General features: G+C 67.8%; 18 protein-coding genes. 7 read left to right on the forward strand and 11 right to left on the reverse strand.

From position 1 onward, the window contains the following. Nucleotides 1-792, forward strand: a 792-nt coding sequence (locus AC1EJR_RS25045) for a hypothetical protein (RefSeq protein WP_477113838.1), incomplete at its 5' end; no start/stop codon positions are given. Nucleotides 793-919: 127 nt separating this feature from the next. Beyond that, the gene (locus tag AC1EJR_RS25050) at nt 920-1,747 is read left to right on the forward strand and encodes a DUF6708 domain-containing protein (RefSeq protein ID WP_441645740.1); all 828 of its coding nucleotides are present in this window, start codon (nt 920-922) and stop codon (nt 1,745-1,747) included. Nucleotides 1,748-1,760: 13 nt separating this feature from the next. Here the strand turns inward: AC1EJR_RS25050 and AC1EJR_RS25055 are convergent, their stop codons facing one another. Then, the gene (locus tag AC1EJR_RS25055; RefSeq protein WP_477147729.1) at nt 1,761-3,011 is read right to left on the reverse strand and encodes an Hsp70 family protein; all 1,251 of its coding nucleotides are present in this window, start codon (nt 3,009-3,011) and stop codon (nt 1,761-1,763) included. Between the two features lie 216 nt (nt 3,012-3,227). Between AC1EJR_RS25055 and AC1EJR_RS25060 the strand changes: the two genes are divergently transcribed. The 3 genes from AC1EJR_RS25060 to AC1EJR_RS25070 are packed head-to-tail and all read left to right on the forward strand — an operon-like array spanning nt 3,228 to nt 6,335. After that, nucleotides 3,228-4,259, forward strand: a complete 1,032-nt coding sequence (locus AC1EJR_RS25060) for a Bug family tripartite tricarboxylate transporter substrate binding protein (RefSeq protein ID WP_092297006.1) — start codon at nt 3,228-3,230, stop codon at nt 4,257-4,259. A gap of 22 nt (nt 4,260-4,281) precedes the next feature. Continuing rightward, nucleotides 4,282-5,499 carry a CaiB/BaiF CoA transferase family protein gene (locus AC1EJR_RS25065; protein WP_477113839.1) on the forward strand — a complete coding sequence of 406 codons (1,218 nt, stop codon included), beginning with the start codon at nt 4,282-4,284 and terminating at the stop codon, nt 5,497-5,499. Next, on the forward strand, nt 5,496-6,335 hold the full coding sequence (locus AC1EJR_RS25070; RefSeq protein WP_441592866.1) for a citryl-CoA lyase: 840 nt from the start codon (nt 5,496-5,498) through the stop codon (nt 6,333-6,335). Before AC1EJR_RS25065 ends, AC1EJR_RS25070 begins: the two co-directional genes overlap by 4 nt. A 12-nt stretch (nt 6,336-6,347) precedes the next feature. Here AC1EJR_RS25070 and AC1EJR_RS25075 read toward each other — a convergent pair whose 3' ends face one another. The 3 genes from AC1EJR_RS25075 to AC1EJR_RS25085 are packed head-to-tail and all read right to left on the reverse strand — an operon-like array spanning nt 6,348 to nt 9,169. Continuing rightward, the gene (locus AC1EJR_RS25075) at nt 6,348-7,157 is read right to left on the reverse strand and encodes a phosphate/phosphite/phosphonate ABC transporter substrate-binding protein (protein WP_441592865.1); all 810 of its coding nucleotides are present in this window, start codon (nt 7,155-7,157) and stop codon (nt 6,348-6,350) included. 1 nt (nt 7,158) lies between these two features. Continuing rightward, complete coding sequence (locus AC1EJR_RS25080) at nt 7,159-8,163, reverse strand: ornithine cyclodeaminase family protein (protein ID WP_441592864.1); 1,005 nt, start codon at nt 8,161-8,163, stop codon at nt 7,159-7,161. Nucleotides 8,164-8,173: 10 nt separating this feature from the next. Next, a complete protein-coding gene (locus AC1EJR_RS25085) occupies nt 8,174-9,169 on the reverse strand; it encodes a Bug family tripartite tricarboxylate transporter substrate binding protein (RefSeq protein ID WP_477113840.1) in 996 nt (331 codons plus the stop codon). 296 nt (nt 9,170-9,465) lie between these two features. Here AC1EJR_RS25085 and hutC point away from each other — a divergent pair, with 296 nt between their 5' ends. Continuing rightward, on the forward strand, nt 9,466-10,188 hold the full coding sequence (hutC, locus tag AC1EJR_RS25090; RefSeq protein ID WP_477147730.1) for a histidine utilization repressor: 723 nt from the start codon (nt 9,466-9,468) through the stop codon (nt 10,186-10,188). 6 nt (nt 10,189-10,194) lie between these two features. Here hutC and AC1EJR_RS25095 read toward each other — a convergent pair whose 3' ends face one another. The 7 genes from AC1EJR_RS25095 to AC1EJR_RS25125 all read right to left on the reverse strand — a co-directional run bounded on the left by AC1EJR_RS25095 (nt 10,195) and on the right by AC1EJR_RS25125 (nt 17,366). Then, a complete protein-coding gene (locus AC1EJR_RS25095; RefSeq protein WP_477147731.1) occupies nt 10,195-11,430 on the reverse strand; it encodes a GGDEF domain-containing protein in 1,236 nt (411 codons plus the stop codon). A 202-nt stretch (nt 11,431-11,632) separates the two neighbouring features. Further along, complete coding sequence (locus AC1EJR_RS25100; RefSeq protein WP_454757678.1) at nt 11,633-12,415, reverse strand: IclR family transcriptional regulator; 783 nt, start codon at nt 12,413-12,415, stop codon at nt 11,633-11,635. Nucleotides 12,416-12,499: 84 nt separating this feature from the next. Then, nucleotides 12,500-13,267 (reverse strand): class I SAM-dependent methyltransferase, encoded by a 768-nt coding sequence (locus AC1EJR_RS25105; protein ID WP_477147732.1) that lies wholly within the window; start codon nt 13,265-13,267, stop codon nt 12,500-12,502. 73 nt (nt 13,268-13,340) lie between these two features. Next, entirely contained in the window at nt 13,341-14,210 is an 870-nt protein-coding gene (locus AC1EJR_RS25110; RefSeq protein ID WP_477147733.1) for an ABC transporter permease, read from the reverse strand. A 340-nt stretch (nt 14,211-14,550) separates the two neighbouring features. Continuing rightward, nucleotides 14,551-15,414: an ABC transporter ATP-binding protein gene (locus AC1EJR_RS25115; RefSeq protein ID WP_092296973.1), complete on the reverse strand. Its 864-nt coding sequence runs from the start codon at nt 15,412-15,414 to the stop codon at nt 14,551-14,553. Nucleotide 15,415: 1 nt separating this feature from the next. Then, nucleotides 15,416-16,459: an ABC transporter substrate-binding protein gene (locus tag AC1EJR_RS25120; RefSeq protein WP_255370888.1), complete on the reverse strand. Its 1,044-nt coding sequence runs from the start codon at nt 16,457-16,459 to the stop codon at nt 15,416-15,418. A 37-nt stretch (nt 16,460-16,496) separates the two neighbouring features. Then, nucleotides 16,497-17,366, reverse strand: coding sequence for a TauD/TfdA dioxygenase family protein (locus AC1EJR_RS25125; protein ID WP_477147734.1), 870 nt, complete (start codon nt 17,364-17,366; stop codon nt 16,497-16,499). 235 nt (nt 17,367-17,601) lie between these two features. Between AC1EJR_RS25125 and AC1EJR_RS25130 the strand changes: the two genes are divergently transcribed. Further along, the gene (locus AC1EJR_RS25130; protein ID WP_092296967.1) at nt 17,602-18,597 is read left to right on the forward strand and encodes an aliphatic sulfonate ABC transporter substrate-binding protein; all 996 of its coding nucleotides are present in this window, start codon (nt 17,602-17,604) and stop codon (nt 18,595-18,597) included. Nucleotides 18,598-18,669: the final 72 nt, after the last annotated feature.

Genomic DNA, 18,669 nt, shown 5'->3' on the forward strand with positions numbered 1-18,669 from the left:
AACATCAAGGACCCAACCAAGAAAATCGCTTGGCTGGCCGAACATGTGAAAACCCCAAAGAGCCTGCACGAATACGGCGTACTGAAGATCGGCAGCTCGATCCCGATTTACGGCGCGGTATCGCAGGGAATCCTGACAGCTATCGACGCCGTGTGGACGTTCGCGGGCTGGGAGCAGATGCTGCAAGCCGAAGCGCAGGCGTTGTCGTTCCAGAAGACGCGGACGCAGGACGTGCGGGTGAGTTTGGGTTATGGGTTGTATGTGGGGGCGCTGGCGTCCGGGGCAGCGGCGGTAGTGCAGGTATATGGGACGTGGCGCAATTTGTATGCGACCGGGATGGTGAAGCGGGCGACGGGGGAACGATATGCGACGCGCGCCAGAATGGCGTTGCGCGTGGCGGGTGCACTGACGGCTGTGCTGGCGGGTGTGATTGCGGTGATGGATCTTGTGGATGGTGCAGTAAACATAGGTCGAAAACACTGGTCACTAGGTTTGCTCGAGCTTTTCTCCGGTGTCACCGGAATTGGTGCAGGCCTAGTTGCTTATTGGGCCACCAGTGCCGTTCAAGGGTGGGGAACCATTGTTGCTTCGATAGTCGTCCGTGGGACAACTATCGCCTTGAGTTTGTCCGTGGTTGGTGTTGTTCTGACCGTGGCGTTGGTGGCCATCGGAGTGGTGTTAGATCACGTCAGGGGGGACAAATTCTCGCAGTGGCTGGAGCGCTGCTACTGGGGCAAGCTGACATCTGGTCGCTACACCGCCTTCGACTCTGAACAGTCGGATTCAATCTAGCAATGGCAGTAGCATAATGTTCACTACAAGAAAACAGCTACGTCCGCTGAATAACGCGGATCGCGAGTGGCCCCTAGCAATCAAGTCGCGAGTCGGAGAGTCTCACGCGGCGGGTCGGGTGATCCGGATGAACTCCACTTATCTGGAGATGGTCGACGGCTTCTACTCGAATCGAGGAATGATGAGTTCGGCAGGGATTTTCGGCATAGTGGCCATCTCACTGACGCTCGGATTCTTTCTTTATGTGGTTGTTTTTCGTTGTTACCTAGACCCCGACTGGAATCGTCAGGATGAGGTTGAAATGCTACTGGCGTTTGGGTCTATCACGCTCGTTGGCTCTCTTTTCATTCTTGGAATTTTTAAATTCTATCTTCACATTGGCGAATGGTTCCGCTATACGCATTACCCGATGCGTTTCAATCGCCAGAACCGGATGGTCTACGTATTTCGCGGCGATGACACGGTACTTGAGGCATCCTGGGACGACCTGTACTTCAACTTGGCCCCCCACACCCGGATCGCGGGCGTCCGTATCTGGGCCATCTGCGGTCTCGTGTTGAAGGACGAGCAGACCGTCGAGGAATTGTTTGGGTTCGGCTACGTGTCGGACAGCCGAGACCATTGCCTGCACCATTGGGAATTCGTTCGGCGCTACATGGAGGAAGGGCCGCAGGCGGTAATCGGCGCGCCGGGATTCAGCTTCTGCCTCCCGATTGCCGACAAACGTGAAACCCTATATCAGGGGTGGATCGCGCTGGTGGCCGAGGATGCGTCGAACCCGATCCTCAAATGGCTGATGTTTCCGATCCACGTGACGTCCTTCCTTGGCCGTCTCATCCACCGCGCCACAAGCAAAGTGCCACTCTGGCCAGCCGATGTCGAAGTAGCCTGCCGGATCGCGCCGGACGATCCGTACGTACGTGATTCGAGCACGAATCCGGTCGGGTATCGCTGATCGGGATTTCCAGTCAGCCAAACTTCCGCGCCGCATCGCGCGCGAGGCCTGAGCCGATGCCGCCGAACAGATCCCCTTCCACGCGCTTGGCGCCCGGCAGCAGTTCCGCCAGGCGCTGGCGCAGCAGCGGCACGCTGCTGGAGCCGCCGGTGAACAGGATCGTATCGACCTGATCCGCCGTCACGCCGGCTGTGTCCAGCATGTGGCGTACCGTGCTCTCGGTCTTCGTCACCAGCTTGGCGATGGCGCCATCGAAGTCATCGCGCGTAATCAGCAGCTGGGTGTCCGGGGCGATGCGGTGCAGGTCCACCCAGGTCTTTTCTTCCTCGGACAGCGCGATCTTGGCCGCCTCTACCTGGATGGCGAGCCAGTGGCCGGCGCGGTCCTTGATCAGCCGGATCAGGCGGTCCAGCTTCTCGGTCTCGGCGGCGTCACGGTAGTTATCCATCACCAGCGACCACGCCTTGCGCGTGTAGAGCAGGTTGATGGTGTGCCAGCTCGCCAAATCGAAATACTGGCTCGACGGCATTTCCTTGCCGTTGCGTAGCTGGCTGCCCAGCCCCAGCAGCGGCATGGCGCTGGCCAGGCTCAGGGCGCGGTCGAAGTCGGTCCCGCCGATATGGACACCGCCGTTGGCCAGGATGTCGGCCTTGCGGTCGAGCTTCTTGGCGCGGTCCGGTGACAGCCGCACCAGCGAAAAGTCGGACGTACCGCCGCCAATGTCGGCCACCATCACCAGTTCCTCACCCGAGATGCCGGCCTCGTAGTCGAACGCGGCGGCAATCGGCTCGTACTGGAACGCGATCTCCTGGAAGCCCGCCGCGCKGGCGATCTCGCCCAGCGTGTCCTCGGCCAGTTGATCGGCCTTGGGGTCTTCGTCGATAAAGAACACTGGCCGGCCCAGCACCGCCTTGGTGAACGTGGTGCCGGCCGCCAGTTCGGCGCGGCGTTTCAGTTCGCCGATGAAATGGGCCAGCAGCTGGCGGAAGGGCATGGCCTGGCCCATGACCTCGGTACTGTCGTCCATCATCGACGTGCCGAGCAGGCTCTTGAGCGAGCGCATCAGCCGGCCCTCGTAGCCGGCCAGATAGTCGCCCAGCGCGGCGCGCCCATAGCTGACCAGCGGGTCCTCGGCATGGAAGAAGATCACCGACGGGAGCGTGGTCTTGCCATCTTCCAGCGGCAACAGCACCGGCTGGTGGGGGCGCAGCCAGCCTACCGTGGAGTTGGACGTGCCGAAGTCGAGACCGCAAGCGTGGGACATTGTTCTGCCTACCTTTCAATTCTGGGCCGCTATTGTAGTGGAGCCGGACGGCTCAGGCAGACGCAATGGCCATGCCCACCCCCTCGTCATTGCCGACTTGACATGCCCCGTCGCGTCCTCCTATCCTTCGCGTGTTCCTTCTTTAAGATCGATGTTCTATCTTACAGAACTTCTCAAAGCACATCCGGACACACGAAAACCGCAGGAGACACCCGCATGTTCCGTTCCGCCCCGATCCGTTCCCGCCTTCGTTCCCGCCTCCGTTCCAGCCTTCCGTTGCCGGCCCGCGCGCTGGCGGTGACGCTGCTTGCGGCCCCGCTGCTGACCGGCGCTCCCGCCGCGCTGGCCGCCGATGCCTGGCCGAACCAGCCCGTGCGGCTGGTGGTGCCGTTCCCGCCGGCTGGCGGCACGGACGTGCTGTCGCGCCTCGTCTTCAACAAGGTCGGGGCGGCCACGCACTGGACCGTGGTGGTCGAGAATCGCGCCGGCGCCGGCGGCAATATCGGGCTGGATACGGTGGCCAAGGCCCGCGCGGACGGCTACACGGTCGGCATGGGCCAGACCGCCAACCTCGCCATCAATCCATCGCTCTATCCCAAGATGCCGTACGACGCCGTCCGCGACTTCACGCCCGTGGTGCTGGTATCCGCCCAGCCGGTGGTGGTGATCGTGCGGCAGGATGCGCCGTTCAAGACGCTGGCCGATCTGGTGGCGGCGGGCAAGGCCAAGCAGTTGTCGATGGCGTCCGCCGGCACCGGCACCGTGGGCCACCTKACCGGCGAGATGTTCCAGCGCCGCGCCGGCATCAAGGCGCTGCACGTGCCGTATAAGGGCGCCTCCCCGGCGCTGACCGACCTGATGGGCGGCCAGACCGACTTCTACTTCGCCACGCCGCCCATCGCCCTGCCGATGCTCAAGGCCGGCAAGCTGCGCGCGCTGGCCGTGACCTCCGCCAAGCGCCTGCCGCTGCTGCCCAACGTGCCCACCGTGGCCGAACAGGGCTACGCCGGCTTCCAGGCCGAGGACTGGAAGGCGCTCGTGGCCCCGGCCGGCACGCCCGCCGAGGTGGTGCAACGCCTGAACGCCGAGGTGAACAAGGCCCTGAAGGACCCGGACACCGTGGCCAGGCTGCGCGAGGAAGGCAGCGAGCCGCGCGGCGGCAGCCCCGCCGACCTGGCCAGCGTCATCAAGGCCGAGAACACGCGCTGGGGCACCATCGTGCGTGAGTCCGGCGCCAAGGCTGAGTAATCTTTTCAAGGCAGGACCCGTCATGCAACCGCACCCGCAACCGAACAAGCCGCTCCGCAACATCCGCGTGCTCGACCTCACCAACGTGCTGGCCGGCCCGTTCTGCTGCCATCAGCTGGCGCACATGGGCGCGGAGGTGATCAAGGTGGAGACGCCGGGCACCGGCGACCTCGCGCGCCAGCTTGGCGCCGATGCCGACCTGAACCAGCGCCTGATGGGCGTGTCCTTCCTCGCCCAGAACCCGGGCAAGCGCTCGATCACGCTCAACCTCAAGCACGCGCGCGGCAAGGAGGTGTTCCGCAAGCTCGTGGCCAGCGCCGATGTGCTGGTCGAGAACTTCCGGCCCGGCGTGATGAAGCGGCTCGGCCTTGGCCATGAAGACCTGAAGGCCGTGAATCCGCGCCTGATCTACTGCGCGATTTCGGGCTTCGGCCAGGACGGCCCGCTCTCGGACCTGCCTGCCTACGACCAGATCATCCAGGGCATGTCGGGCGTGATGAGCATCACCGGCGACCCGGAAACCGCGCCGTACCGCGTGGGCTATCCGGTCTCCGACACCATCGGCGGCATCACGGCGGCCTTCGCCATCGCGGCGTCGCTGGCGGACACCACGCGCACCGAGGGCTATTTCCTCGACGTGTCGATGCTGGAAGCCACGCTCGCCACGATGGGCTGGGTGGTCTCCAACCACCTGATCGCCGGCAAGGCGCCCTCGCCGATGGGCAACGAGAACATGACGGCCAGCCCGTCCGGCACCTTCCGCACCGGCGACGGCCTGCTCAACATCGCCGCGAACAAGCAGGAGCAGTTCGAGGCCGTGTGCCGCGTGGTGGGCCGCCCCGAACTGGCCACCGATGCACGCTTCGCGCAGCGCCAGGCCCGGCTGACCAACCGCCGCGCGCTGACCGAGGCGCTCGAGGCGGAACTGGCCCGCGAGCCCGCCACGGTCTGGTGGCAATGGCTGAACGAGGCCGGCGTGCCGGCCGGGCCGGTGCTGAACGTGCCCGACACGCTGGCCCATCCGCAGGTGCGCGACCGCGGCATGATCGGCGATTTCCCCGATGTGCCCGGCGTGGGCCGCGACATCCGGCTGGTGCGCACCGGCTTCAAGGTCAACGGGCAGGCACCCGCCGTGGACACCCCGCCGCCCGAACTGGGCCAGCACACCCGCGACATCCTCGTCGAACTCGGCTACGCCGACGCCGACATCGACACCCTGAAACAGGAGCGCGCGCTATGAGCGACAAGACGATCGACGCCGGCCAGCAGGCCTCGCAGGACTGGTGGCACACCGAAATCATCGACATGAAGCCGGGCGAGATCCGCTATCGCGGCTACCCCATCGAGCAACTGATTGGCAATGTCTCCTTCGCCCAGATGATCTGGCTAATGCTGCGCGGCGACCTGCCGGGGCCCGGCCAGGGCGAATTGCTCGACGCCGCGCTGATGGCGGCGGTGGACCATGGCCCGCAGGCGCCGAGCATCGCGATTGCGCGCATGGCGGCCACGTGCGGCGTGGGGCTGAACAACGCGATGGCATCGGCCGTGAACGTGCTGGGCGACGTGCACGGCGGCGCCGGCGAGCAGGCGGTGGAGCTGTATCAGGACGTGGCGCAGCGCGAGGATGCCGGCGCCACGCGCGAGGCAGCCGTGGCGGCGGCGCTGCAGGCCTACCGGGAGCTGCGCGGCAAGTTTGTGTCGGGTTTCGGGCACCGCTTCCACCCGCTCGACCCGCGTGCGCCGCGCCTGCTGGCGCTGGTGGATCAGGCGGCCGCCGCCGGTGTGGTCTCCGGCCGCTACGCGGGCATCGCCCGCGCGGTGGAGCAGGCGCTCGGCGCCGGCCGGGCGAAGCCGATTCCGATGAATATCGACGGCGCCACGGCGGTGATCTATGCCGAACTGGGCTTCCCGGCCCCGCTCGCGCGCGGCCTGTTCTGCCTGTCGCGCTCGGTCGGCATCCTCTCCCACGCCTGGGAACAAACCCAGCAAGGCGGCCGCAACAAGGGCCCGATCCCCCGCCAGTTCATCTGGACGTACGACGGCGTGCCGCAGCGGGATGTGCCGGGCGCGCAATAGCCCGAGACGCCGTCAGCGGATCTCCGGATACTGCGTCGCCCCTGCCGCTGCCAGCGGCAGGCTGTCGTAGGCGGCCACGTCGGGCACGACGAAGCGCTGCACCACCACCGCCTCAAGCAACCCGGCGTAGCGGGCGTCCTCGTGCAGGCTGCACAGCTTGTCCACGAGCCGCTCCCGGTCCGGCGCCGGCAGGGTCTGGGCGGCTACCAGTAGCGGGATCGGCGTCCACGGCGTGACGGCGATGGTGTCCACCCCGGCCAGCCACGCCGGCTCATGCTTTCGTACGAGTTCGAGAAAATAGCTGTCGAGGGCGGTCACGTCGATCTGTCGCCCCTGCAGCGCCTCCAGCACGCGCGGCGGCGTGTCGAGCGGGCCGACCGAGGCCGAATACAGCGCGCTGCCCGACTCTCCCGCGTACGGGGCCAGCAGCAGCCGCGCCGCCTGATAGCCCGACTGCGAATGCGGCACCATCCAGCCGAAGCGCTGCCCGAAGGTATCGGGCAGGCTGCGCCAGCCGCATTCGCGCCGCACCAGCAGTTCGCTCCGATAGCGCGGCAGCCCGCCGTACGCCTCCACCGCCGGCACCGGCGCCACCAGCGGCACCACGGGCGCGACGTGTTCCGCGAACGGCAGTCCGCACATGAAGCCGCATACCAGGTCGCGCCGCTGCCACAGCGCCTTCAGGGAGGCCGGCCAGGCGTGCGGAATCACACGCACCGGCCAGTCGAGATCGGCGAAGACCTGCACGAACAGCCGCTGCCACGCCTCAGCCACTGCCGGCGTGGCGTTGTACATGCGCGTCGAGGCAACGCCGTGCGCCATCTCAGGCAAACCGCAGCGTCTGGCCGAGCCCCAGCGCCCGCGCCTTGGTCAGCATGGCATGGCCGAGCGCGATGTCCGTGGTGGACAGCCCGCGGTGCCAGAACAGGATGGTCTCGTCGTCGCGCTCGCGGCCCGGCTTCAGCCCCGCCACGATCTGGCCCAGTTCGGCATGGAGGTTTTCCTCGTTCAGCCGCCCGCTGTCCACGTGCTGGCGCAGCGCGCCGAACGGCAGCCCCTTGCGGCACTGGCCCCAGTCGTCCACGACCATCTTGCTCATGATGTCGGTCAGCGACAGCTCCACGGCGCTCATCGTGCCGTACGGAATCACCAGCGCGCCGGGCTTGATCCATTCGGTCAGCAGCATCGGCGTGGGCGCCGGCAGGCGGGAGGCTTCCACGATGATGTCCGCCCCGCGCACGCAGGACTCCCAGTCGTCAGTCACGATCACCGGCTTGCCGAGGTCGCGCGTCAGCCGGGCGGCAAAGGCGTCGCGGCTCTCCGGGCGGCGCGAATGGACGCGGATTTCGTCGAAATCGAAGATCGAATCGAGCAGCCTCACGTTCCAGTACGAAGTCCCGCGTGCGCCCACGTGGCCGAGGATCTTGCTGCCCTTGCGCGCCAGATGCCGCGCGCCGAGCGCCGTCACGGCGCCGGTGCGCATGTCGGTGATGGCCGTGGCGTCGATCACGGCCAGCGGCACGCCGTTGTCCGGGTCGAACAGGTTCAGCAGCGCCATTTCCGACGGCAGGCCCTGCTTGTAGTTATCGACATAGTCCGAAACCACCTTCACCCCGGCCACATGCAGCGGCTTGATAAAGCCACGCAGCACGTTGAAATGGCCCTTGTCCGACGACTCCGGCACCAGGTGCACGCGCGGCTCGATCACGGTCTCGCGGCGGCCCTGCGCGGCCAGCGCGCCTTCCACCGCCGCCAGGATCTCGGCATCGGTCAGCGCCAGTTCGGCCACGTCCGGCCCGTTCAGGTAGGTCAGGTACAACTCTTTCACGGCGGTCTCCTTACTGCATCGGGGGAATGTTGGCGCGGTGCACGATGGCGCGCCATTTGAGCGTCTCGGCGGCGATGGTGCCGCCGAACGCCTGCGCGCTGTTGCCCACGGGCTCCAGGCCCAGCGCATCGAGTTTTTCTTTCACATCGGGCTGGCGCAGCACGGTGGCCACATCGGCCTGCCATTTCTGGACGATGGCGTCCGGCGTGCCCTTCGGCGCCACCAGCCCGTACCACGAGGTCACGTCGAAGCCCGGATAGCCCGATTCCGCCACCGTCGGCACGTTCGGCAACTGCGGCAGGCGGCGCGGGCTGGCCACGGCCAGCGGCACCAGCTTGCCGGTGCGGATGTGCTGCAACACCGTGGAAATCCCCCCGAACATCATCTGCACCTGCCCGGCCAGCACGTCGTTGAGCGCGGGCGCCATGCCGTTGTAGGGCACGTGCACCATCTTGATACCGGCCTCCAGGTTCAGCAGCTCGCCCGCCAGATGCGCGCCGCTGCCGTTGCCGGGCGAGGAGAAATTGAGTTCGCCCGGGTGGGCCTTGGCGTAGCTCACCAGATCCTTCAGCGAGCGGGCGTGGACGGCCGGATTCACCACCAGCACGTTCGGCGACGCCGCGAGCATGGTCACGGGCACGAAGTCGCGCGTCTCATAGCCGAGTTTCGGGAACAGGATGGGGTTCACGGTCAGGTTGCCGGCCGGGGCCAGGCCCAGCGTGTAGCCGTCCGGCGCGGCGCGGGCCACGGCCTCCATGCCGATATTCCCGGCGGCGCCGGGCTTGTTGTCCACCACGATGGACTTTCCCCACTTCTCGCCCAGTTTCTGGCCGATGAGGCGCGGCAGCGCGTCCGCCACACCGCCGGCGGCGAATGGCACGATGATCCGCACCGGCTTGGCGGGATAGGTCGAATGGGTGTCCGGCTGCGCGCTGGCTGGCGCCGCCCACGACAGCGCTACCGGCAGCAGCCATGCCGCTGCCAGCCTGGAAAGATGACGATTCACTGCGGGCTCCCCGTGCTTTTCAATCGCGATGCTGTCGCCATGACACCGTGACTTCGGCTTGTCTTCGGCAGCAGCTTGTATAGACTGATCTTATCGATCCTGTCTGATACTGTATAGACAACTTTTTGCAGATCGAAAAGCGGTTTCCGCATAAGCGGCGCAATCCCCGCGTCATCCCTGTGTCTCGCACGGCGTTGGTGCGATGCGGCACAATGCGCGGGCATCGTCAGGGGTGGCCGGCGCCGCATTTCACCGAAGCGGACCGCGCGCACCATTACAGAGAGCCAGGAGCCTGCATGTTATCGACCCCTTCGTCGGCCACGCCGACGCCCGCCTTCCAGCGCATCAAGGACTATGTGCAGGGGGAGATCGAGGCTGGCACCTGGGGCGAGGGGGACGCCATCCCGCCCGAACTGCGGCTTGCGGCCCAGTTCGGCGTTTCGCGCATGACGGTGAACCGCGCGCTCAACGAGCTGGAGGCGGAACAGGTGCTGGTGCGGCGCAAGGGCGCCGGCACGTTCGTGGCGCCGCAGCGCTACCAGGCCACCGTGGTGGAGATCCGCAGCATTGCCGAGGAGATCCGCGCGCGCGGCCACCGCCACCGCAGCGCGCTGTTCCGGCTGGAACGCCAGCACGCCACGCGCATGCTGGCCACCCAGTTCGGCGTGGCCGAGCGCAGCATKCTGTTCCATTCGGTGATCCTGCACTACGAGAACGACGCGCCGATCCAGGTGGAAGACCGCTGGGTCAATCCGGCGCTGGCGCCGGGCTATATGGAAATCGACTTTGGCGCGGTCACGCCCAACGAGCACTTGATGCGGGTGGCGCCGCTACAGCGCGCCGAGTACCAGATCGAGGCGCAACTGCCCACGGCCGAGGTGGCGGAGATGCTGGCCATCGGCGAGGCGGAGCCGGCGCTGGTGCTGCGCCGCCGCACGTTTTCGCGCGATGCGGTGGCCTCGCTGGTGGTGTTGTGGCACCCGGGCAAGCGGTATCGCTTCGGGGGCGCGCTGGGGTAGGCCCGCCTAGGCGGCGGTGACGCAGTCCATCGACGTCGGCGCCGGTGCGGGCGCTTCCGGGGTCTCGTCGATCACCATGCTCGACCCGAGCACGAACTGGTCGCGGCCCCGCTGCTTGGCCATGTAGAGCGCGCGGTCGGCTTCGGAAAACAGGTTGCGCCACAGCGACTCGCGGCTCGTGGCGCCGCCGTGCAGCTGCGCCACGCCGATGCTGACGCTGGCATGCCCGCCCCGCCCCGGCAGTTCGATCGCCCGCACCTTGCGCAKGATGCGGTTGGCCAGCGCCGTGGCCTGCTGTTCGTCCGTGTGGGGGCAGAGGATGCAGAATTCCTCGCCACCGTAGCGCGCGGCGATGTCCGAAGCGCGGCGCGAGTTGTCCAGCGCGGCGGCAATCTCGCGCAGCACGTTGTCGCCGGCGTGGTGGCCGTGGGTGTCGTTGACCTGCTTGAAGTGGTCCACGTCGATGACGAGGCAGGACAGCGCCTCGCGCTCGCGCTGCCAGCGCGCCACCAGGCCCATGGCGGTCATGTCCAGCGCGCCGCGGTTCAGCAGGCCGGTCAGTGCATCGACCCGCGCCCCGCTCTCGTTCCGGGCGATGATCTGTTCCATCGCCATCAGGCTGAAGCCGAACAGGCCCAGCAGCACCGCCACCAGCGGCGCCAGCGGCCAGACCKACGAGGCGGTCTGGGCAAAGAACGGCACCATCACGTGCCCGTGGAATGACGCCGCCTGCCCCAGCGCCGCCACCTGGGAGCCCAGCAGCACCAGATGGGAGGCCAGCACCAGCGGCCCGCCGATGCTGGTACGGCCGCGCGCGCTGCGCAGCAGGGTAATGAGGGTGGTGAACGAGGTCATGGCCAGCACGCCGTAGCCGATGGCGTGGATCAGCAGCGGGCCGTCCGCCAGCCCGCTCATCAGCACCATCAGGACCATCACCACGGCGCCGGTGGCCCGCAGCAGCATGGCGCGCTCGGGCAGGCCGTAGTAGACCCGTACGCCGCGATAGATCGCCAGCCGGCCGACGATATAGGCGCCGGCGCCGAGGGCGCCAAGCTGGAGCGACCCGGCGCCCACGCTGGCCGCCACGACCAGCCCGGCCCCGGAAGCGATGACATGGCCGCTCGCCCACAGCCGCCCGGCCTCGTTGGCGCGCAGCGCGAGCACCAGCCCCGCCGCCATTACCAGCGTGCTGGAGAACACCACCATCATGACGACCAGAATGGTCTGCTGGGCCAGGTGCACGGATTCAACATCCTCTAAAGCTACCGGGGGCGGCTGCCGTTATTGCGGTTTACCCTGATCCTGGCCGCAAGATGCCCGCTGATAACGGGAATTGCGACCGGAGAGGCGCATCATAGCCCGTGCATGGCGTGCGGCGGCACCCCCGTTAAGCCGGGTTAGCGCGCACGCAACGTTTTGAAATTACTACGGAAATCCGTGCGGATCAGTCTTCGTCAGATGGGACGTTCTGCCCTGCGGGCACCGCCGGGGCGCGGGCCGGCTGGACTTCCGGGAAGGTCCCGCCAAGCGCCGCCGTGAGCTGGCGCGCAGCGGCGAGCACCTGATCGCGGAAGGTTTCCGAGAAACGCGGCGTCGGGCAGGTCAGCGTCAGCGCCCCCTTCAGTTCCCCGGCCGGGCCGAACACCGGCGCGGAGACGCCAGCGATGTCCGGACTGCGGTCGCCCACCATGGCAATCACCCCTTCCTCGCGGATGCGCTGGTAGATCTCCCCCCGTGCGCCCGAGAACGCCCGCAGCACCCGGCCGCCGGCGCCACGGTTGCGCGGCAGGAGATCGCCGGCGCGGATGTGGTCGCGCACGGGCTGGGGGGAATCCACGCGGTACAGGCACAGGCGGTGCTCGCCCTGCTCCACGTGGAAGGCGGCCGATTCGCGTGTGTCGCGCACCAGCTCGCGCAGCGCGGGCACCACCACCTGCTCCAGCGAGAATGACGCCGCGTAGACCGCATTGAGCCGGGCGACTTCCGGGCCGAGCCCGTAGCGGCCATCGGGCAGCCGCTGCACCAGCCGGGCATGCTCGAGCGAGGCCAGCAGCCGCAGCAGCGTGCTCTTATATAGACCGCTCCGGTGCGCCAGTTCGGCCAGGCCGAGCGCGGTATCCCCTTCCCGGAAGACCGAGAGCACGAACAGCGCCCGGTCCACGGCCACGGCGCCGCCTGCGGCGCCATGCTTGTCGGCTTCGGAGAGTTGGGCGGCTTTACGTGGCATGAGGGAGCGGCGGACGGCCGGTTGGAATGGGCGTCCACCGTATAGAACGGCCCGGGGCTTGTCAATCCGCCCGGGCTAAGGGTTTCAGCCCCGTTCGGCGCAATAGGCGGCCGTGGTGTACGGGAACGCCACCGCCGTCTGGCCGCGCAGCGCCGGGTCGGTGGCGATGACGTCGTGCAACTGGGCGCGCACCGCGTCCTGCTGCGCCGGGGGCAGCGAGGCGATGAAGCTGACCGACATCACGCGGTCCACGATGACCTGCTCCGGCGCGCCGGTGTGGGTGTAGGGGAATTCCGTCAGGCGCAGCGGCCCGAAGCCTTCGGCGGGAAAGACCCGCTTCCAGTCACCCCGGTAGTAGCGCGGGGCATCCCCTTCGAACGGGGTCATGATGGCCGTGAGCCGGGCCACCCAGTCGACCGATTCATCGCGCACGTTCCACACCAGCCCGAGCTTGCCGCCGGGGCGCAGCACGCGGCGGATCTCGGCCATGGCGGCGGGGTTGGCGAACCAGTGGAAGGCCTGCGCGCAGACCACGGCGTGCACGCTGGCGTCGGGCAGCGGGATGGCTTCGGCGGTGCCGGCCAGCACGGTGGCGTCCGGCAGCTTGGCGGCAAGCTGGGCGCGCATCTCGGCGACCGGCTCCACGGCCACCACGCTGGCGCCGGTGGCGGCCAGCAKGCGGGTGAACTTGCCGGTGCCGGCGCCGAGGTCGACCACGGACTTGCCCGGGGCGAGCCCCAGCGTGTCGTGCAGCCAGTGCGCCAGTTCGGCGGGATATTCGGGACGCCCGCGGGCGTAGGTATCGGCCTGGGCGGCAAAACCCTGGGCGGCGGCATTGTGGATGGCGGTCATGGGGGCTCCGGACGAGACCACGTACCTTACTCCGCCCCTCGCCGCCAGGCAACGGGGTAACGGGCCAACCGGGTCAGTGCTGCATGCCCCAGCGCCGTACCGTCACGCGTTCCAGCGTGGTGAAGACCAGCCCCTCCACCGCCAGCCCGATCAGGATCACCGTGGCGAGCCCGGCGAACACGCGGTCTGTGTACAGCTCGTTGCGGTTCTGGAAGATGTACCAGCCCAGTCCACCCTTGCCCGACGACGCGCCGAACACCAGTTCCGCCGCAATCAGCGTGCGCCAGGCAAAGGCCCAGCCGATCTTGAGCCCGGACAGCACGGCCGGCAGCGCCGCCGGCAGCAGGATCAGCACCACATAGCGCAGGCCGCGCAGCCCGTAGTTGCGCCCGGCCATGCGCAGCGTCTCAGGCACGCCCCGAAAGCCTGCGTAGGTATTCAGCGCCAGCGRCCACAGCACCGAGTGGATCAGCACGAAGATCAGGCTCTTGCTGCCCAGGCCGAACCAGAGCAGCGCCAGCGGCAGCAGCGCGATGGCCGGCAGMGGATTGAACATGGCGGTCAGCGTGTCGAGCAGGTCGCGCCCGAGCCGGGTGGAGACTGCCAGCGTGGTCAGCACGAAGGCCAGCGCAATGCCCGCCGCGTAGCCCTGCACCAGCACCGACAGCGACACCGCCGCCTTGCCCGGCAGCTCGCCATTGGCGATGCCTTCGCCAAACGCCCGCGCCGTGGCCAGGAAGGTGGGCAGCAGCAGGTCGTTGTCCTGGATGCGGGCGAGGATTTCCCAGAGCACCGCCAGCGCCAGCAGGATCACCGCCTTGCGCACCCAGCCCTGCTGCCAGAGGCGGCGATGGAAGGGCAACGGCCGCGACAGCGGCACAGCGGTGAACGGCTCGAGCGCCAGTTCGTATTCAGGGCGGATGGGGGTGTCGAGGGTGGTCATATATATATAGGCGATATCGTGGCTGGGGACGCTGCCCCTCTCCCCCGGCCCCTCTCCCGCAAGCGGGCGAGGGGAGCAAAGCGGCGGTGTTCCTTCCCCTCTCCCGCTTGCGCGACGGGGAGCAAAGCGGCGGTGTTCCTTCCTCTCTCCCGCTTGCGCGACGGGGAGCAAACCGGCGGTGTTCCTTCCCCTCTCCCGCTTGCGCGACGGGGAGCAAAGCGGCGGTGTTCCTTCCCCTCTCCCGCTTGCGCGACGGGGGAGCAAAGCGGCGGTGTTCCTCCCCTCTCCCTCTGGGAGAGGGGCCGGGGGAGAGGGTGGGCGTCTCTACGAAGTCGAAACGCTACGCGTGCGCCCTGCCCCGCTCGCCAGCGGTCTCTGCCGGCTGATCGAACAGCATCTGGTGGATGCGCTGCGCGGCGGCCTGGAAATCGGCGCTGCCCTGGCTGGCCAGGCTGAACTGGTGGCTGTTGAGTTCCGCGCGCACGCGGCCCGGGTGCGGGGACAGCAGCAGGATGCGGTTGCCGACCACCAGCGCCTCCTCGATCGAATGGGTCACGAACAGCAGCGTGAAGGCGGCGTCGTGCCACAGTTCGAGCAGTTCCTCCTGCATGCGGCGCCGGGTCAGCGCGTCCAGCGCGGCGAACGGCTCGTCCATCAGCAGCACCTTGGGCCGCATCGCCAGCGCGCGGGCAATCGCCACGCGCTGTTTCATGCCGCCGGATAGCGTGTGCGGATAGGCATCGGCGAACTGTGCCAGCCCCACCTTGTTCAGGAAGTGCAGCGCCACCTCGGCGGCCTCGGCGGCGCCCATGCCGCGCGAGCGCCGCAACGGGAACATCACGTTCTGCTTCACCGTCTTCCACGGCGGCAGCTGGTCGAATTCCTGGAACACGACGATGCGGTCCGGCCCCGGCGCCGCCACGCGCCGCCCTTCCAGGCGGATCTCGCCCTCGGCTGGCGGCACGAAGCCGGCCACGGCCTTGAGCAGCGTGGACTTGCCGCAGCCGGACGGGCCCAGCAGCACGAAGCGATCTCCGCCATGCACGTCGAAGCTCACGCGGTGGGTGGCGCGCACCACGCGCGCGTCGGTGCGGTATTCGAGCGAGACGCCATCCACCTGCAACAGCGGCGCAGACGGTGACGAAGACGGCGACCGGCCCGGAATCACGCGCAGATGCGCGCCTGGGTGCAGCGGTTCAGACATGTCAGCTCCCCTGGGCCGTGGCCGGGTCCTGGAAGAAGTAGTCCTGCCAGGTCTTCGGCTGGTTCTTGATCGCCCCCACGCGGTGCATGAACTCGGCCAGCGCGAAGGTGTTCTGCGGCGTGACCTTGAACTGCACCTGCGGGTTACGCAGAATCTTGACCAGCAGCGCGCGGTCGATCTTGGCCTTGTTCACGCGGATATAGAGGTCGGCGGCGGCCTCCGGATTGGCGGTGGCGAACTGCGCGGCCTCGGCCAGCGCATCGACGAAGGCGCGGTAGGTCTTGGGGTTCTCGTTGCGGAACTTCTCGGTGGCGTAGAGCACGGTGGCGGAACTCGGCCCGCCCAGCACGTCGTACGAACTGAGCACGATGCGCGCGTTGGGGTTGCCGGCCAGCTCCTGCTCCTGGAACGGCGGGTTGCCGAAGTGGCCGGTAATCTCGGTGCCGCCGGCGATGATGGCCGCCGCTGCGTCCGGGTGGGGCACGGCCACGGTCCATTTGTCGAGCCGGTTGAATTCCTTGTCGCCCCATTGCTTGGCGGCGGCCAGTTGCAGCACGCGCGACTGCACCGACACCGTGACGGCCGGCAGCGCGATGCGGTCCTTGTCGGAGAAATCGGCAATCGACTTCACCTTGGGATTGTTGCTGACGAGGTAGTACGGGAAGTTGCCGAGCGAGGCCACGCCCTTCACGTTCTGCTTGCCGTGCGTGCGGTCCCACACCGTCAGCAGCGGGCCCACGCCGGCGCCGGCGATGTCGATGGCGCCCGAGAGCAGCGCGTCGTTGACGGCGGCGCCGCCCGAGAGCTGGGTCCATTCCACCTTGACGTCCACACCCTGCTGCTTGCCGTGCTTCTCGATCAGTTGCTGGTCCCGGGCCACGTTCAGCAGCAGGTAGACCACGCCGAACTGCTCGGCAATGCGCAGGCGGCCCTCGGCGTGCGCCACGCCGGTCAGGGCGAGGCTGGCGCACTGCCCAATCAGTACGGTCAGGACGGCGGCGGCGGCGCGGCGTTTCAGGGTCGTCGAAAGAATGGACAGGGACATGCAGGGGCTCCGGATGGATTTCGGTTCGGTGTCGCGTTCAGAACGGCGTATCGCCTTCGATGGTGGTGCGGTACATCACGCGGCGCAGATGGTCGGGCGTGCCGGCGGCCAGATGCAGCAGCGAGCGGTTGTCCCAGAACACGAGGTCGTTCGGCTGCCACTGGTGGCGGTAGACGTGCGCGGGCTTCACGCTATGGGCGAACAGCTCGTCCAGCAGCGCGCGGCTTTCGTCCTCCGGCAGGCCGGCGATGCGCGTGGTGAAGTGCTCGCTGACGAACAGCGCCTTGCGGCCCGTCTCCGGATGCGTGCGCACCACCGGCTGGAGCACCGGCTTCACCTGGGCGATCTGCTCGGGCGACAGGTTGGGCCGCCACGGGCTGCGCGCCTGCAGTTCGGCGTAGCGCGCCAGGTAGGTGTGCTCGGCCTGCAGGCCCTCCACCCGGCGTTGCAGGTCGGCGGGCAGCGCGTCCCAGGCGGTGTGCATATTGGCGAACAGCGTGTCGCCGCCCTCCTCGGGCAGCTCCCGCGCGTGCAGTAGCGAGYCGAGGCTGGGCTTCTCCTTATAGGAGAGGTCGGAGTGCCAGAAGTGGCCGGCATCGCCCAGCCCGATCGGCTTGCCGTCTTCCACCACGTTCGAGACGATCAGGATCTCGGGATGGCCGGGCAACTGGAACTGGTGCAGCACGTGGATCTGCAGCGGGCCAAAGCGGCGGCTGAAGTCGATTTGCTGCGCGGGCGTGATGCGCTGGTCGCGGAAGACCACCACGTGATGGTCCAGATGGGCGCGATGGAGGCGCTGGAAGTCCGTCGGGGACAGCGGCTGGTTCAGATCGAGCCCAATCACTTCCGCACCAAGCGCGGCGTCGAACGGGCGGATCTCGAAATCCTGGAGGGTGGCAGTCGTCATGGCAATGCGCTTCTCGGCTTCTTGGGGGACCGGGGAACGGGAGGGGAACCGGGTACAAGCTATGCACTGTAAAGAGCGGGCGATATCGGAACAACGAATGAAATCGCGCGCGGTTATGCGGTTGTCGCATATGGCGCCAATCCGCATAAGCAAAGGCGGGAAGCTTCGTTCGCCACGCGGGCGCTGGCGGCTAGGCTGGCGGGTTAGACACCCACCCGAACGAAGGAAATCCGCCATGTCGCACGAATCTGACGCCACCCGCGACCCCACCCGCCGCCGCCTGGTCCTGGCCGGCCTGGGGAGCGCCGCGCTCCCGCTGCTGTCGACCCTGTCGAGCCTGTCGCACGCGGCCGATGGCGCCGAGACGCTGCGCATCGGCTACCAGAAGTCCTCCACGCTGATGATCTGGCTGAAGTCGCGCGAGACGCTGGAGAAGGCCCTCGCCCCGCTGAAGGTGAACGTGCAGTGGCACGAGTTCACCTCGGGCCTGCCGTTGCTGGAATCGCTGAACGTCAACAACCTCGACCTCACCGCCGATGTGGCGGACGCGGTGCCGCCGTTCGCGCTCGCCGCCGGCGCGCAGCTGACCTACTACGCCATCGAGACGCCCTCGCCCACGGCGCAGGCCATCGTGGTGCGGCAGGACTCGCCGATCCGCACCGTCGCCCAGCTCAAGGGCCAGCGCGTGGCATTCGCCAAGGGCGCGGGGGCGCACTACCTGCTGGTGGAGGCGCTGGCCGAAGCGGGGCTGTCCGTGCGCGACATCGAACCGGCCTACCTGACGCCCGCCGACGCCCGCGCGGCCTTCGAGCGCGGCAGCGTGGCGGCCTGGGTGATCTGGGACCCGTTCCTCGCAGCAGTGCAGCGCCAGGCCAATGCCCGCATCCTGCGCGATGGGACGAAGCTGGCCAGCTACCGGCGCTTCTATCTCGCCGCCACGCCGTACGCGAAGCGTCGGCCCGACGTGCTGGCCGTGGTCTATGACGAACTGCGCCGCGCGGGCGACTGGATCAAGCGCAACCCGGGTCCGGCGGCGGCATGGCATGCGCCGCTGATCGGGCTCGACCCGGCCACCGTGGAGGCCGCCAACCTGCGCCGTACCTATCAGGTACAGGCCGTGGACGCCGCCTCGCTCGAGGAACAGCAGCGCATCGCCGACGCCTTCGCCGCGCAGTCCATCCTGCCGAGGAAAGTGACCGTGGCGGCCTCGCCGGTGTGGAAGCCGGTGTAAGGCGCCGAAGTCAGCCGTCCTCAGTCCCCCCGGTAAGCCGATCCGCCGCCCCGTGCGGCAGCGCACGCCCGC

Source organism: Cupriavidus sp. 05T42 (assembly GCF_056396345.1).